The organism is Nonomuraea sp. NPDC004186 (assembly GCF_053603495.1).
The window spans coordinates 98156-112609 of record NZ_JBSGFQ010000006.1 but is presented as its reverse complement, the minus strand read 5'-3'; the positions used below and the strand labels follow the sequence as shown (position 1 = coordinate 112609).

Annotated in this window: 13 protein-coding genes; 7 read left to right on the top strand and 6 right to left on the bottom strand. The window is 71.0% G+C overall.

Annotation, left to right across the window (positions count from 1 at the left end; genetic code table 11):
- Positions 1 to 15: 15 nt before the first annotated feature.
- Positions 16 to 1095, bottom strand: a complete 1080-nt coding sequence (locus tag ACWEPL_RS06945; RefSeq protein ID WP_363967397.1) for a substrate-binding domain-containing protein — start codon at positions 1093 to 1095, stop codon at positions 16 to 18.
- Positions 1096 to 1144: 49 nt separating this feature from the next.
- Between ACWEPL_RS06945 and ACWEPL_RS06940 the strand changes: the two genes are divergently transcribed.
- Positions 1145 to 1591, top strand: coding sequence for a MarR family winged helix-turn-helix transcriptional regulator (locus ACWEPL_RS06940; RefSeq protein WP_350725011.1), 447 nt, complete (start codon positions 1145 to 1147; stop codon positions 1589 to 1591).
- 114 nt (positions 1592 to 1705) lie between these two features.
- Here ACWEPL_RS06940 and ACWEPL_RS06935 read toward each other — a convergent pair whose 3' ends face one another.
- Complete coding sequence (locus ACWEPL_RS06935; RefSeq protein WP_355201928.1) at positions 1706 to 2332, bottom strand: TetR/AcrR family transcriptional regulator; 627 nt, start codon at positions 2330 to 2332, stop codon at positions 1706 to 1708.
- Positions 2333 to 2407: 75 nt separating this feature from the next.
- Between ACWEPL_RS06935 and ACWEPL_RS06930 the strand changes: the two genes are divergently transcribed.
- The gene (locus ACWEPL_RS06930) at positions 2408 to 3403 is read left to right on the top strand and encodes an MBL fold metallo-hydrolase (protein ID WP_452435441.1); all 996 of its coding nucleotides are present in this window, start codon (positions 2408 to 2410) and stop codon (positions 3401 to 3403) included.
- Between the two features lie 117 nt (positions 3404 to 3520).
- Here ACWEPL_RS06930 and ACWEPL_RS06925 read toward each other — a convergent pair whose 3' ends face one another.
- Positions 3521 to 4798 carry a Glu/Leu/Phe/Val family dehydrogenase gene (locus ACWEPL_RS06925; protein WP_452435440.1) on the bottom strand — a complete coding sequence of 426 codons (1278 nt, stop codon included), beginning with the start codon at positions 4796 to 4798 and terminating at the stop codon, positions 3521 to 3523.
- A 206-nt stretch (positions 4799 to 5004) separates the two neighbouring features.
- Here ACWEPL_RS06925 and ACWEPL_RS06920 point away from each other — a divergent pair, with 206 nt between their 5' ends.
- From ACWEPL_RS06920 to ACWEPL_RS06905, 4 genes are all read left to right on the top strand, one after another.
- Entirely contained in the window at positions 5005 to 6552 is a 1548-nt protein-coding gene (locus tag ACWEPL_RS06920) for an alkaline phosphatase D family protein (RefSeq protein WP_363967393.1), read from the top strand.
- Between the two features lie 5 nt (positions 6553 to 6557).
- Complete coding sequence (locus tag ACWEPL_RS06915) at positions 6558 to 7271, top strand: class I SAM-dependent methyltransferase (protein ID WP_452435439.1); 714 nt, start codon at positions 6558 to 6560, stop codon at positions 7269 to 7271.
- A gap of 91 nt (positions 7272 to 7362) precedes the next feature.
- On the top strand, positions 7363 to 7941 hold the full coding sequence (locus ACWEPL_RS06910) for an RNA polymerase sigma factor (RefSeq protein ID WP_350725021.1): 579 nt from the start codon (positions 7363 to 7365) through the stop codon (positions 7939 to 7941).
- On the top strand, positions 7934 to 9217 hold the full coding sequence (locus ACWEPL_RS06905; protein ID WP_452435438.1) for a CU044_5270 family protein: 1284 nt from the start codon (positions 7934 to 7936) through the stop codon (positions 9215 to 9217). Before ACWEPL_RS06910 ends, ACWEPL_RS06905 begins: the two co-directional genes overlap by 8 nt.
- Positions 9218 to 9386: 169 nt before the next feature.
- Here the strand turns inward: ACWEPL_RS06905 and rocD are convergent, their stop codons facing one another.
- The 3 genes from rocD to ACWEPL_RS06890 all read right to left on the bottom strand — a co-directional run bounded on the left by rocD (position 9387) and on the right by ACWEPL_RS06890 (position 12010).
- Positions 9387 to 10601, bottom strand: coding sequence for an ornithine--oxo-acid transaminase (gene rocD, locus ACWEPL_RS06900; RefSeq protein ID WP_363967389.1), 1215 nt, complete (start codon positions 10599 to 10601; stop codon positions 9387 to 9389).
- A 2-nt stretch (positions 10602 to 10603) separates the two neighbouring features.
- The gene (gene ddaH, locus ACWEPL_RS06895) at positions 10604 to 11401 is read right to left on the bottom strand and encodes a dimethylargininase (protein ID WP_452435437.1); all 798 of its coding nucleotides are present in this window, start codon (positions 11399 to 11401) and stop codon (positions 10604 to 10606) included.
- Positions 11402 to 11524: 123 nt separating this feature from the next.
- On the bottom strand, positions 11525 to 12010 hold the full coding sequence (locus tag ACWEPL_RS06890) for an Lrp/AsnC family transcriptional regulator (RefSeq protein ID WP_350725028.1): 486 nt from the start codon (positions 12008 to 12010) through the stop codon (positions 11525 to 11527).
- Between the two features lie 91 nt (positions 12011 to 12101).
- On the opposite strand from ACWEPL_RS06890, the gene ACWEPL_RS06885 reads away from it, so the two are divergent.
- Positions 12102 to 14447, top strand: coding sequence for a GH1 family beta-glucosidase (locus ACWEPL_RS06885; protein WP_452435436.1), 2346 nt, complete (start codon positions 12102 to 12104; stop codon positions 14445 to 14447).
- Positions 14448 to 14454: the final 7 nt, after the last annotated feature.

Sequence of the window (14454 nt, the reverse complement as noted above, 5' to 3'; positions counted from 1 at the left end):
TAGAGCCAAAGCTTTCTACTGAAAAGGTTTCTCTAGAAAGAATCCCAGGCCGTCCGCCCTGCCCAGGTGCACGGGATGGCGTACCTGGCGGTCGAGCAGCGTGAGCGTGCCCCGGGCGCTGGTGATCTCGGTGCCGTCGGCGACCGCGTCGAGCGCGGGCACGGCCAGCGACCCCGCCCGCGCCGCCAGCGCGGCCACCATCGCCACGGCCTCGTAGCAGCCGTGGCCGTGGGCGTTCAGCATGGGGGCGTCCTCGCCGAACCTGGCCGCGTACCGCTCGGCGAAGTCGAGACCGGCGTCGGTGGACAGGTCGCGGAAGTAGCCCATGGACGCGTACAGCTCGCCGGTGACGTCCCCGCCGACGCCCAGCAGGCCGTGCTCCTCCAGCGCCCCGCACAGCCGGGCCGCGCCGAGCCCGGCGGCCGCGTACGCCCGGTTGAAGGCCATGAGGTCACTGCCGATCAGGGTCAGCAGGATGGCGTCGGGCCGCGCGTCCGCCACCCGGTCGAGCCGGCTGACGGCCTCGCCGTACGGGACGAAGCTCTCACCCACCACGCTCGCGCCCCGGGCGCGCAGCCGCCCGCGGGCGCTGGCGTGCACCAGGCGCGGCCAGACGTAGTCGTTGCCCAGCAGGTACCAGCGGCGCGCCTTGCGCGCGCCGGCCAGCCACTCGATGCCCGGCGCGAGCTGCCTGCCCGGGGTCTCGCCGAGGAAGTAGACGCCCGGCGCGTGGCCGCCGCCCTCGTACGGCGGCGCGTACACGAACGGCACCCGCCCGGCGATCGCGGCCACGACCTCCACCCGCACGTCGCTCGCGTGGGCGCCCGCGACGGCCTGCACCGTCTCCGAGCCGACCAGCCCGGCCACCTCGGCCGCCACCTGGCGCGCGGGCCGGCCGCCGTCGATGAGCACCAGCTCGACCGGCCTGCCCAGCACGCCGCCGCCGGCGTTGACCTCCTCGGCGGCCAGCACCGCGCAGTTGATCGCGCACGGGCCCATCAGGCCGAGCACCCCTGACACGGGCACGACCAGGCCGATCCTGATCGACTCCGACGGTATGAGCCGCGCTTCCAACGGATCGACGGTCGCCGCCACGCCGACGAGTATCCTCCGTTCTAGCTCTCCGATGAAAGGACCTTTCTCCATGACCACCTCTGGGCTCGGGTCCTCACTCGCCTACCTGCTGAGCCGTGCGGAGCGCAGTGTCAACCGCGGGCTGGCCGCGGTGCTGGCCGGCGAGGACGTCACGGTCGAGCAGTGGCGCATCATGCGGGCGCTGGCCGACGGGCACGGCGATTCGATGGGCGAGCTGGCGGAGGCGGTGCTGATGCCGCACCCGACGCTGACCAAGGCCATCGACCGGCTGATCGACCGGGCGCTGGTCTACCGCGGGCCGTCCAAGGGTGACCGGCGGCGGGTGGCGGTGTTCGTCTCGGACCGGGGGGCGGAGCTGCTCGCGCGGGTGGACGGGGCGGTGGCCGAGCATCACGGGCTGATCGCGGGGGCGTTCGGGCGGGAGCGCACGGAGCAGCTCATGCGCGACCTGGAGAGGCTGATGGAGGCCCTCGACTACGCGGAGCTCCGCGTCTGACGCCCGGTCCCGCTGGGTGACGCGCTCTTCCCCAACGCCGGGCGCGCCGCCGACGCGGGCTGGGGTCCTTGGAGGGGGCGGGCGCGGTGGGTCGCTGAGTCCGTTGGGAGGGGTTCAGCGTGTGAGCGTTTTCGCGAACAGGGCGGCGTGGGCCTTGATGCGGTCGCGGGCGCGCTCGCGCTGGGCCTCCGTGGCGTTCCCGTGCAGCCACAGCAGCCGGGCGTGGGCGATCGGGGCCAGGAGGGCGTAGGCGAGGTCGTCGGGAGTGCCCAGGTCCGTACGGATCCGCCCCTCCGACTGCCACCGCGCGAACACCTCGGCGAGATGGCCCAGTACGTTCTCGATGCCCACGGAGAGGGTGTCGTCGTGGATCAGGCCGTCACGTGAGACCAGGCTCATGACCTGCCTGGACTGCGGGGTGTCCCACGCGGCCAGCACCCGGGCCGCGAACGACTCGACGAAGGCCGCCGGCTCGTCCGGGGCCTGGTCGAGCGCCACGTCGGCCGCCTGCGGGCCGGCCAGAGACATGGCCGCGTCGTAGATCGCCTGCTTGCTGGCGAAGTGCGCGTAAAGGACGCTCTCGCTCAACCCCACCTCTCTGGCGATGGCCCTGATCGAGGTCCCCGCGTACCCCTTCTGCGCGAACAGGCGCAGTGCGGCGTCCAGGAGCGCGGCCTTGGTGTCGCCTGCCTCGGCCTTGGAAGGACGGCCCGGACGGCGGCCGCTGGTGATGCTGCTCACGAGGACATCCAATCACTTTGAAAAATAATCGCTCGTTCGATTAGTTTAGAGGCACGGAGAGAGATGGGAGCGGAAATGTTCACTTCGCGGATTCCCGAGCGTGAGATCGCCGAGCGGCCGGCCGGTTACGGCGGGCCGAACCTGTCGCCGGTGGGCCTGGAGCTGGTGCCGCACGCGTTCACCGAGGGTGTGTACGCGTTGATGGCGAGCCTGCCGCCGAAGGACAACAACGGGGTGGTGGCCGGGCGGGACGCGGCGCTGGTCGTCGACGCCGGGATCACACCCGAAATTTCGGCAAAAATCCAGGCGATCGCCGCCGACCTGACCGACCGGCCCCTCCGCTACCTGGTCAACACCACGTACCACGGCGATCACAGCTTCGGCAACGCCGCGTTCCCCGACGAGGTCGTCGTCGTCTCGTCCCGGACGAACCGCGACAACATGTCCGACCTCGCGTACGAGAAGCAGACCAGGTCGGCGAACATGTACGGCGATGACGCCCTGCTCGACGCGGTCACCACGTGGCGCCTGCCCGACCTCGTGTTCGACGAGTACGCGGAGATCGACCTCGGCGGGCGCGTGGTCCAGCTGCACCACTTCGGCCCCGGCAACGGTCCGGGTGACACCGTCGTGTACGTACCCGACACCCGCACCGCGTGGACCGGCAACTTCGTCTGTCACGCGGGTACGGCCCACATGCTGCTCCAGGGTGGTCCTGAGCCGTACCTGGGGTCATTGCGCAGGATGCGCGAGGCCCTGCCCGAGCTGGAGACCATCGTCCCGGGCCACGGCCCGATGGGCGACGGGCCGGCGGCGGTGGACGCCCTCATCGGCTATCTGGAGCGGCTGCACGATGAGGTGCTGGCCAGTGTGCGGGCGGGGCGCAGCCTGGAGGAGACGTACGCGGCCTGCGCCGATCCGTGGGCGGAGGCGCTCGATCCCGGCCTGGCGGCGGCCCTGGCCCGTTATCCGGTGCCGCGGGAACTGGCCGAGCAGGGGATGCTCGCGCTCTGCCGGGACCTCCACCGGCTCAACGTCCTGGCCACCTACCGCCTCTACGAGCACCAGTAGGCGGGTGCCACGGCTACGTCCGCGCCACCGTCGCAGGGGGCTGGGGTTCTTCGGGGAAGGGTGGGCGCGCGGTGGTGGCGCGCCCACCCTGGTTCAGCCGGTGGGACTGAGGTGTGGTTACGGGTAGAGGCCGCGGAGCTGGTGGGCCTCGACGACGCGGCCCACGCCGATGACGTGCGCCGCCTGCCGGAGCGTCAGGCCGCGTTCGGCCGCCACCGACTTCACCTCGGCGAAGGCCTCCAGCATGAGCTCGCGCAGCTTGCGCTCGACCTCCTCGGCGCTCCACGAGTAGGCCTGCAGGTTCTGCACCCACTCGAGGTAGGACACGATCACCCCGCCCGCGTTGGCGAGGATGTCGGGCACCACCGTGGTGCCGTTGGCCGTCAGGATCTCGTCGGCCTCGGGCGTGGTGGGGCCGTTCGCGCCCTCCACGATCAGCCGGGCGCGGATCCGGGGCGCGTTGGCCTCGGTGATCGCGCCTTCGAGGGCCGCCGGGACGAGGATGTCCACGTCCAGCTCCAGCAGCTCGTCATGGGTCAGCGCGTCGGCCTCGCGGAAGCCGCGCACGCCCCCGGCCTCGGCCGCGTACGCGACCAGGGCGGGGATGTCGAGGCCGCCGCGTGCGTACACGGCTCCCGTGGCGTCGGAGACGGCCACCACCTTGCAACCCGCGTCGGCCAGGAACTGCGCCGCCGGCCCGCCCACCTTGCCGAAGCCCTGCACGGCGACGGTGCTGCCGGCGGGCGAGCGGCCGAGCGCGGCCAGCGCCGCGATCTGCACGCCGCGCGAGGTGGCGGACATGCGTCCGTGCGAGCCGCCCAGCGTCTTCGGCTTGCCGGTGACGACGCCGGGCACCGGGAAGCCGGTGTGGACGCTGTAGGTGTCCATGATCCAGGCCATGGTCTGCGCGTCGGTGCCAACGTCCGGAGCCGGGATGTCCTGCTCAGGGCCGATCAGCGGCATGACCTCGTTGACGTAGCGGCGGGTCATGCGCTCCCGCTCGCGCTCGGTGAGCGTGGACGGATCCACGGCCACGCCGCCCTTGGCGCCGCCGTACGGGATGCCGACCAGTGCGCACTTCCACGTCATCCACATCGCGAGCGCGGTGACCTCGTGGATGTCGGTGTCCGGATGAAAACGGAGCCCGCCCTTGGCGGGTCCTCGCGAGACGTTGTGCTGGACGCGGAAGCCCTGCACGACGTCCAGGCGGCCGTTCTCGCGCCGGACCGGGACCGAGACGGTCAGCGACCGCCGGGGCGTGGCCAGCATCGTGCGGAGCCCGTCGTCGAGTCCGAGCTGCTCGGTGGCCTGGTCGAGTTGGTGGAGTGCGGAGTCGAGGGCCTGACGGCCCGGGGTGATCAGGGCCGGCGTCTTTGACGGCACCATGATGCTCATGGAAGAGAATCCTCCTGCTATGACGCCCTTTTTAAGAGAGAAGCGCCTTTGCCTCCCGCTTTGGGCGTGCTTGTCTCGATCATCCTAAGGCGGAGGGTTTGACCTTGCCTAGCGGTCGATGAAATCCCGAGGTGCTGTGGACCGTGCCACTCTGGCAGGCTTGCGTCCGGTCAGTGTGCTGAATCGTGAATATCTCGGGGAGTGAGATGCCCGCACTCGTGATGGGGCCGATGCTGCGATACGTGGACTCCGTCAGCGCCTCGATCTGGGTGGAGACCGCCGAGCCCTGCACGGTCACCATCGAGGCGGACGGCAGGTCTTACCGGTCGCCTACCTTCACCGTGCACGGTCACCACTACGCGATCGTGGATCTCGTTGAACTCTCCCAGGATATCGGGTCGTATTCGGTGAGGCTCGACGGGGAGCAGGTATGGCCCCTGGCGGGTCGCCCGCCGAGCCGGATCCGGCTGCTGCCCGCCGATGGGCTGCGCAAGCTGGCGTTCGGCTCGTGCCGCACCAGCGTCCCGCATGACGCCACGTACGTCCTCACCCACGGCGACGACGTCCTGCGCGCGTACGGCGAGCACCTCCCCACCGCGGACGACGAGGAGTGGCCGGACCTGCTGGTGCTCCTCGGCGACCAGGTCTACGCCGACAACCCCTCGCCCGCGATGCTCGAATACATCCGCTCCCGCAGGAGCACGGAGCCGCAGGGGGAGATCGCCGACTTCGAGGAGTACGCCGAGCTCTACCGCCTGGCCTGGACCGACGAGGAGATCCGCTGGCTGCTGTCCACCGTCCCGTCCGCGATGATCTTCGACGACCACGACCTGCGTGACGACTGGAACACCTCGCAGCCCTGGCGCGAGCAGATGGCCGCCGTGCCGTGGTGGCCGCGCCGCGTCGTCGCGGGGCTGGGGGCGTACTGGATCTATCAGCACCTCGGCAACCTCTCGCCGGCCGAGCGCGCGGAGGACCCGCTGCTGCGCAAGCTGATGGACGGCGACGGCGGCGCGGCCCTGGACTCGTTCGCGGAGAAGGCCGACGCCGAGCCGAGCAGCAACCGCTGGAGCTACGCCCGCGACCTCGGCAACGCCCGCCTGATCATGGTGGACACCAGGTGCGCCAGGCAGCTCACGCCCGGCGACCGCCGCATGCTCGACCCGGGGGAGTGGGCCTGGCTGGAGGAGCAGGTCGCAGCCCCGGCCGAGCGGCTGATCATCGGCTCGTCGATCCCGTTCCTGCTCCCCGAGGGCGTCCACGGCGTGCAGAACTGGAACGAGGCCCTGTGCGACGGCAAGTGGGGCGGGCCGGCGCGGCGGTGGTCGGAGAAGTTCCGGCAGCGCATCGACCTGGAGCACTGGGCGGCGTTCCGGCGCTCGTTCGAGGACCTGTCCCGGCTGCTGGTGAAGGCCGGCCGGCCCGTGCTGATCCTCTCGGGCGACGTCCACTACTCCTACCTGGCCAAGGCCGGTGCCGGGCAGATCTACCAGATCGTCTGCTCGCCGATCCGCAACCCGCTCAGCCGACTGCTCCGCTGGGCCAACGTGTTCACCCAGTTCTCGATCGCCACGCTGGTCGGCGGCCTGCTGGCGAGGCTGGCGGGCATCCCGAAGCCGCCGTTCAGGTGGCGGGTCACGAAGGGGCCCTGGTTCCAGAACGCGGTGGCCACGCTGACCCTGCCCGACGAGGTCACCTGGTACGAGTCCGTCGGCGATGCGGTCAGGCCGATCGACTCCGTCCGCCTACGCTGAAGCGCATGCACAAGGATGATTACGCCGCCGCCGTCCCGTTCTACGACCTCTGGCACGAGGACGGGCATGTCCCGATGGTGCGGGAGCTGCTTCCCCTGCTGCTGAAGGGGGTACGGCGGAGCGTGCTCGAGATCGGCGCGGGCACCGGCCTGATCACCGAGCTGATCGCCAGGGAGACGCCGGCCGAGATCTACGCCCTGGAGCCGTCGCTGGGCATGCGCTCGGTCCTGGTCTCCCGCCTGGCGTCCGACCCCGCGACGCTGCGGCGGGTGACCGTGCTGCCGTATGGGGCGCTCGACGTGGAGGTGGACGAGCCGGTCGAGGCGGTCGTGATGATCTCCGTCCTGCAGAGCTTCGACGCGGAGGAGCGGGCCACGCTGTGGGAGGTGCTGGCCAGGCAGCTGGAGCCGGGCGGGCGGCTGGTGTTCAACTGGCGGGAGCGGTCCGCGCCGGTGCCGGGCGATCTGGAGGTCATGGGGTCGTACCAGGTCGGCCGGCACGAGTACGAGGTGGCCGGGCAGGTGCTGGAGGCCGAGGGGGAGAGCGTCACCACGCGCTTCGTCTACCGGATCAGGCAGCACGGCGTGGCCATCAGCGAGGACGAGGTGGTCCTCACGAACCACTGGCCCGCCCGGGAGCGGCTGGTCTCGGAGCTGGAGACCGCGGGCTTCACCCCGGAGCCGGCTCCGGAGGGGATGGAGGTGTGGCGCCTCCTCTAGCCGCAAGAAAGGTGGAACCGCCCTCCGGCGTGCGGCCAACAACAGGGTGACCGCATGAGAGAGGACCGGCAGAGTGGTGGGTGTTCAGGATGTGCCTGAGACGCTGGATGACTCGACGCTGATCGGGCATTCGCTGGCCGACCCGGAGAGTTTCGCGGCGCTGTTCGACCGGCACGCCGACGAGATCCACAGGTACGCGGCCCGGCGCCTCGGGACCGAGCTGGCCGACGACGTGACGGGGGAGGTGTTCCTCGTCGCGTTCCGCCGGCGGGCGCGTTACGACCGCTCGTGGCCCGATGCCAGGCCATGGTTGTACGGCATCGCGACCAATGTCGTCGCCCAGCACCGCAGGGCCGAACGGCGGCGCACCGCCGCCATGGCCAAGGTGAACGTGGAGCGCCCCGGCAGCTTCGACGACCGCAGCGCGGATCGGGTGACCGCCGAGCAGCTCCAGCCCAGACTGGCCAGGGCGCTCACCCGGCTCAGCGCGGGCGAGCGCGACCTGCTGCTGCTCGTGGCTTGGGCGGACCTGACGTACGAGGACGCGGCGCTCGCGCTCGGCGTGCCGGTCGGCACCGTCAGGTCCAGGCTCCACAGGCTCCGCGTCAAGGTGCGCAGGGCTCTCGGCGGCACCGATCCCTTCGCAGCAGAGGAGCCCCAGCATGGATGAGGACGAGATCCGCACGTTCGCCGACGGCCGGCCCGCCGTGCCGCCGTACGGGGCCGAGGCGAGGGCCACGGCGCGGGAACGGCTGCTGGTGGAGGCGCGTGGCGGGGGCCGCTTTCGCCTGCCCGGATTCGGCTGGCAGGCCGCGGCCGCGTTCGGGGTCACGGTCGCGCTGGTCGGCGGGGTGGCCGTGGCCCTGACGAACCAGGGCCACGGGAGCACCGGCCCCGCCACGGGGGTGACCCAGTCGGCCGCCGTGTCGTCCTCCGACGAACTGGCTCCCCGTCCCGGCCAGTTCATCCTGATCGAGTCCGACACCATGTACAGGTCGATGTCGGCCGGACAGAGCGGCGAGACCACCCGCCACCTCTACCGGACCCACAGGAAGATCTGGCAGTCGGTGGACGGGAGCGCGAACGGCCTGCTGCTGATCGAGGGCCGCGAGCCCCAGCCGTGGCCGGGCGAGCAGTTGCCGGCGGACGCCAAGAACTGGCAGGGCTCCGACTGGCACGTGCTGCCGGCCTGCCCCTCCCAGCTGGGCGAGAACCGCACCGACTACACCTACCTGAGTACGCTGCCGACGGACGTCGCCGGGATGCGGGCACGCCTCTACAAGATGCCCGCCGTGGCCGCCGAAGCCAAGGGCGACGAGAACGACCGGGCCGCCTTCGACCACCTGACGGACCTGGTCAGGGAGACGTACCTGCCGAAGGCGCAGCGCGACGCGCTCTTCGAGGCGGCCAAGTCGATCCCAGGCGTGCAGGTGACCGAGGGGGTGGAGGACTCGTCGGGCCGCAAGGGGGTGGCGCTCGGGCGGGTCGACCCCCAGGGCATCCTCAGGCAGGCCATCTTCGACCCGGCCACGCACGTGTTCATGGGGGAGCGGGAGACGGTCGTGGACGACCGGCTCGCCCGGGCTCCCAAGGGGAGCGTGCTGGCGCTGACCGCCCAGCTCAAGACGTCGGTGGTGGACGTGCTGCCGCAGGCGACGCCGTCGGACAAGGGAGAGGAGGCGGCCTGCGCCCCGTCCAGCGCCGAGCCCGCACCGGGCGAGACGAGCTCGGCCGTGCCGTCGGCGTTGCCGAGCGACGAGGCCGTCACGGAGCCGGTGCCGACCATGACGGCCTCGCTGGAGGCGACGGACGGCCCGACCGCGCCGCCGGAGCCGGCGATCAGCGCGGAGCCGTCGGACGGGCCCGCCGCGCCGCCGACGGTCACCGAGGGGCCGTCGGACGAGCCGGCGCCGGCGACCGCGAAGGCGTCCCCGGCCGGCAAATGACCACCCAGACGGGTGACCGGGCGCCGTAACGGCGCCCGGCCCTATGAACCGGAGAAGCGTCTCCCTGGACAGGGCCCGGCCACGTGCGGTGGCTGGGCCCTCCCGTGCTCCGCCGTAAAGACCCTGCGAAGCTCAGCCCCGAACGGCAGGTCGGCTTTCTGAAACCGGGTCAGGCGGTGTTGAGCTCGTAGAGCGCGTCGGCGAGCTGGTTGACGGCCCAGATCAGATCCTCCTCGGAGACCACGATGGGCGGGGCGAGGCGGATCGTGGAGCCGTGGGTGTCCTTGGCGAGGACGCTCCGCGCCATCAGCGCCTTCGACACCTCGCGGCCGGTCGCGAGCTCCGGGTCGATGTCCACGCCGGCCCACAGCCCGCGCCCGCGCACCTCCAGGACCCCCTTGCCGATCAGCTCGCGCAGCCGGGCGTGCAGCACCTCACCCAGCTTGGCGGCCCTGGCCTGGAACTCGCCGGTGTTCAGCAGCTCGATGACCGCGATGCCCACCGCGCAGGCCAGCGGGTTGCCGCCGAACGTGGACCCGTGCTGGCCGGGCTGGATGACCCCGAGCACGTCGCGGTTCGCGGCGACGGCCGAGACCGGTACGACGCCGCCGCCGAGCGCCTTGCCCAGGACGTAGACGTCGGGCACGACCCCTTCGTAGTCGCACGCGAACGTCTGCCCGGTGCGCCCCAGCCCCGACTGCACCTCGTCGGCGATCATCAGGATCCCCTGCGCGGTGCAGAGCTCCCGGATCTCGCTCAGGTACCCGTCCGGCGGCACGAGCACCCCGGCCTCGCCCTGGATCGGCTCGACCAGCACCGCGACCGTGTTCGGGTCGACGGCCTGCCTGATCGCCTCGGTGGAGCCGTACGGCACGAGCCGGAAGCCCGGCGTGTAGGGCCCGAAGTTGTCGTGTGCCTCCGGATCGGTGGAGAAGCTCACGATCGTGGTGGTGCGGCCGTGGAAGTTGCCTTCCATCACGATGATGTTCGCCTGGTCGGGCTCGACGCCCTTGACCTCGTAGCCCCATTTGCGGGCCACCTTGATGGCGGTCTCGACGGCCTCGGCGCCGGTGTTCATGGGCAGGATCAGGTCCTTGCCCGTGAGGTCGCCGAGCCCGGCGCAGAACTGCGCGAACTGGTCGTGGTAGAACGCGCGGCTGGTCAGGGTCAGGTTGTCGAGCTGGTCGCGGGCGGCCTCGATGATCTTCGGGTGGCCGTGGCCGAAGTTGAGCGAGGAATAGCCGGACAGGCAGTCCAGATATCGTTTGCCCTCCACGTCGGTGACCCAGGCGCCGTGCGCCTCGTGGATCACGACGGGAAGCGGATGGTAGTTGTGCGCGCTACGGCGCTCGCTCATCTCGATGAGCTCTGCGCTGGTGGTCATGGTCAGTTCTCCCCCCTGATCTCCAGTGTGCAGCACTTGGGTCCGCCACCTGCTTTACGCAGCTCCGACAGGTCGACGGGGATGACCTCGTAGCCGCGTCGCTTGAGCTCCAGCTGCAGGTTCGACGCCTCGGCGTTGATGACGACGTTCCTGCCGTCGCTGACGGCGTTCAAACCGAGCACCTCGGCGTCCTCGGCGGTCGCGATCACCGCGTCCGGGAACAGCTTGCGCAGCACCTTCCTGCTGCCCTCGGAGAACGCCTCCGGGTAGTACGCGACATTGCGCCCGTCGAGCGGGAACAGCGCCGTGTCCAGGTGGTAGAAGCGCGGGTCCACCAGCGTCAGGGAGATCACCGGGCGGCCCAGGAACTCCTGCGCCTCCTGGTGCGCCACCACGTCCGTGCGGAAGCCGGTGCCGGCCAGGATGACGTCGTCGAGCGTGAGGAAGTCGCCCTCGCCCTCGTTGACGTGCAGCGGCTCGCGCGCCGGGTAGCCGCGCTCGGTGAACCACCGCAGGTAGGCGGGGCCTTCGGGGCCGCGCTCGGCGTGGGCGAACCGGGCGCCGTAGACGAGGCCGTCCACGACCAGCGCGCCGTTGGCGGCGAAGACCATGTCGGGCAGCCCCTCGATCGGGTCGATCAGGCTGACCCGGTGTCCGAGCTCCTCGTACGCCGCCTTCAGGCCCTCCCACTGCCGGACCGCCAGGTCGCGGTCCGCACCGGCCTCGGGGTCCATCCACGGGTTGATCGCGTACTCGACCGTGAAGTAGTCCGGACGGCACATCAGGAAGTGTTTGGGCATGCAGGTCTCCGTCGAGGTTTATGGGTGGATGTCCTTTTCGAAGGGACGGAGACAGCCTAAGAATGCATGTTTATGCAGGCCAAGTGTTTGGCATTGCGTGTTCGCGCGGGTCTGTTGCGTCTTTCAGAGCTGGGCGGGCGATCCGTTGCGCGGCTCCGGGACGGTGGTGCCGGGAGGTGCGTCCACGAGCCGCGAGAGCACGATGGAGCTCTTGGTCCGCACCACGAACGACTGCGCCGCGATGCGCTCGATCACCCGCTCCACGTGGCGCACGTCCGTGGCCCTGATGTGCAGGAGCGCGTCCGCCTCGCCCGTGATCGTGGCCGCCCCCACCACCTCGGGGAACTTCGCCACGGCCAGCGCGATGTCCGACGGCTTGGTCTTGCCCTGGCAGAACAGCTCCACGTACGCCTCGGTCGTCCAGCCGAGCGCCTGCGGCGCCACCCTCGCGCTGAACCCGGTGATCGCCCCCGTCTCGCGCAGCCGGTCCACCCGGCGCTTGACCGCCGACGCGCTCAGCCCCACCTGGTGTCCGATGTCCGCGAAGGTCGCGCGGGCGTCCTCGACGAGCGCCGCGATGATGTCACGATCGAGCCGATCCAGTTCCACGCGCTCTGTATACCGCCTGGCCAGGCTGGCGCGCGACGAGCGGCACGCGGGAGACTAAGCGGGCAAACAGTCATCGGAGGGTTCCGCCAAAATGAGCACCGCAAGCTTCCCCGAGGGTTTCGTGTGGGGAGTCTCTACCTCGGCCTTTCAAATCGAGGGCGCCACGTCCGCCGGCGGCCGGGGGCCGTCCATCTGGGACGTCTTTTCCGCCGACCGCGCCGAGGCCTGCGACCATTACCACCGTTATCCCGAAGACGTGCGGTTGATGAAAGACCTGGGAATGGCCGCCTACCGGTTCTCGGTGAGCTGGCCACGGATTTTCCCCGACGCCTCGGGCAAGGTGAACGAGGCCGGACTCGACTTTTACGACCGGCTGCTCGACGAGCTTCTCGCGGCCGGCATCACGCCTTATGCGACCCTTTATCACTGGGATCTGCCGCAGGCGGTGGAGGAGCTCGGCGGCTGGCCGTCCCGCGACACCGCCGGCCGTTTCGCGGATTACGCCGCCGCCGTGCACGGCCGGCTCGGTGACCGGGTCGACACCTGGTTCACGCTGAACGAGCCCTGGGTGGCGGCCTTCCTGGGATACGGCGACGGGAGCCACGCGCCGGGCCGGAAATCGGCCGCCGAGGCGTTCAGGAGCGCCCACCACATGATGCTCGCGCACGGGCTGGCCGCGCAGGCCCTGCGCTCAGGCGGGGCGGCCCGGGTGGGGACGGTGCTCAACATCTCGCCCGTCCTGACGCCCGCCCAGGTCAGCGACTTCGGCAGGCAGCTGTCGGAGGAGGACGCCGAGGCCGTGGCCAGGATCGACGCCCTGGCCAACCGGCAGTTCCTGGAGCCGATGCTGCGCGGCTCGTACCCCGCCGAGATCCTGCCCATCATCGAGCGCAACGGCGGCCTCGACCACATTCGCGACGGCGACCTCGACATCATCGCCCAGCCCCTCGACCTGCTCGGCATCAATTACTACTCGCCTTCCGTGGTGCAGGCCCAGCCCAGCGAGCCCGCCGCCTCGGCCTATCCGGGAAGCGAGGGGGTGCTGTTCTGCACGATTCCGACGGCGGTCACCGCGATGGGCTGGCCGATCGTGCCCAATTGCCTTTCACTGGTGCTGCGGCGCCTTTCCGCGGAATATCCGGAGCTCGACCTGATGGTTACCGAGAACGGCGCCGACTTCGTCGACGTGGTGACCGGCGACGGCATTCACGACGTCGAACGCATCAGTTTCGTCGAGGAGCATCTGCGGGCCCTGCTGTCGGCCGTCGAGGGCGGCGCCCGCGTTCGCGGATATCTCGTCTGGACCCTGCTCGACAACTTCGAATGGACCGAGGGCTACCAGCGGAAGTTCGGCCTCGTGCACGTCGATTTCGCCACCCAGAAACGGCGGCCGAAGGACAGCGCGCTGTGGTACCGCGACGTCATCCGGCGCAACGGCCTCACCGAGACCCGGCCCAAGCGGCCCACCCTGGAGACCGTGGCCGCCCGCTCCGGCGTCTCCCGCGCCACCGTCTCGCGCGTGGTCAACGGCGAGGCTTCGGTGAGCCCCGAGGTCCGCACGGCGGTGATGCGGGCCGTCAAGGAGCTCGGCTACGTGCCCAACGCCGCCGCCCGCAGCCTGGTCACCCGGCGGACCAACGCCATCGCCCTCGTCCTGTCCGTCCCCAGGCAGGGGGACGCGCTGACGGCCGCCGTCGTGCAGTACGTCACCAGCATGCTGGAGGGCGCCGGCAAGCAGATCACGCTCATGCTGGCCGACACGGCCGAGAGCCACCGGCGCATCGTCCAGCAGGCGGAGGCCCGGCTGGTGGACGGCGTCGTGCTGCTGCCGCCCGACCGGGGCGACACGCTGGCCGAGCGGCTCTCGCGTACGGACGTGCCGATCGTGCTCCTCGGCAAGCCGGCCGTCGCCTCGCTGGTGCCGTACGTGGACGTGGACAACGCCGGCGGCGCGGCCGCCGCCACCGAGCACCTCCTCGCGAGCGGGCGCCGCCGCATCGGCATGATCTGCGGCCCGATGGACCTGGTCGCCGTCCAGGACCGGCTGTCCGGGCACCGGGCGGCGCTGCAGCGGGCGGGCGCGCAGCCGTTACTGGCCCTCGCCGACCTCACCCGCGCCTCGGGCGCGGCGGCGGCCCGGCAGCTCCTCGGCGACGAGCCGGCGCTGGACGCCGTGTTCGCCGCCACCGACCAGCTCGCCATCGGAGCGCTGCAGGCCGCGCGCGAGCTGGGCCGCCGGGTGCCCGAGGACCTGGCGATCGTGGGCTTCGACGACATCGACGCCGCCTCGGCCACCACGCCGGGGCTGACCACCGTGCGGATTCCGCTGGCGGAGCAGGCGCTGGCGGTCGCGCGGCTGCTGCTGTCGCGGCTGGAGGGCCGCCACACCACCTCCGCCGTGCTGCCGACCCGGCTCGTGGTCAGGGAGTCGAGCTGAGCCCTCG

Excerpts from the sequence above, each read along its gene's own strand:
- ACWEPL_RS06885 (WP_452435436.1), top strand. The coding sequence starts at position 12,102 with ATGAGCACCGCAAGCTTCCCCGAGGGTTTCGTGTGGGGAGTCTCTACC.
- rocD (WP_363967389.1), bottom strand. The coding sequence starts at position 10,601 with ATGACCACCAGCGCAGAGCTCATCGAGATGAGCGAGCGCCGTAGCGCG.
- ACWEPL_RS06925 (WP_452435440.1), bottom strand. The coding sequence starts at position 4,798 with ATGAGCATCATGGTGCCGTCAAAGACGCCGGCCCTGATCACCCCGGGC.
- ACWEPL_RS06920 (WP_363967393.1), top strand. The coding sequence starts at position 5,005 with ATGCCCGCACTCGTGATGGGGCCGATGCTGCGATACGTGGACTCCGTC.
- ddaH (WP_452435437.1), bottom strand. The coding sequence starts at position 11,401 with ATGCCCAAACACTTCCTGATGTGCCGTCCGGACTACTTCACGGTCGAG.
- ACWEPL_RS06930 (WP_452435441.1), top strand. The coding sequence starts at position 2,408 with ATGTTCACTTCGCGGATTCCCGAGCGTGAGATCGCCGAGCGGCCGGCC.
- ACWEPL_RS06940 (WP_350725011.1), top strand. The coding sequence starts at position 1,145 with ATGACCACCTCTGGGCTCGGGTCCTCACTCGCCTACCTGCTGAGCCGT.
- ACWEPL_RS06915 (WP_452435439.1), top strand. The coding sequence starts at position 6,558 with ATGCACAAGGATGATTACGCCGCCGCCGTCCCGTTCTACGACCTCTGG.
- ACWEPL_RS06905 (WP_452435438.1), top strand. The coding sequence starts at position 7,934 with ATGGATGAGGACGAGATCCGCACGTTCGCCGACGGCCGGCCCGCCGTG.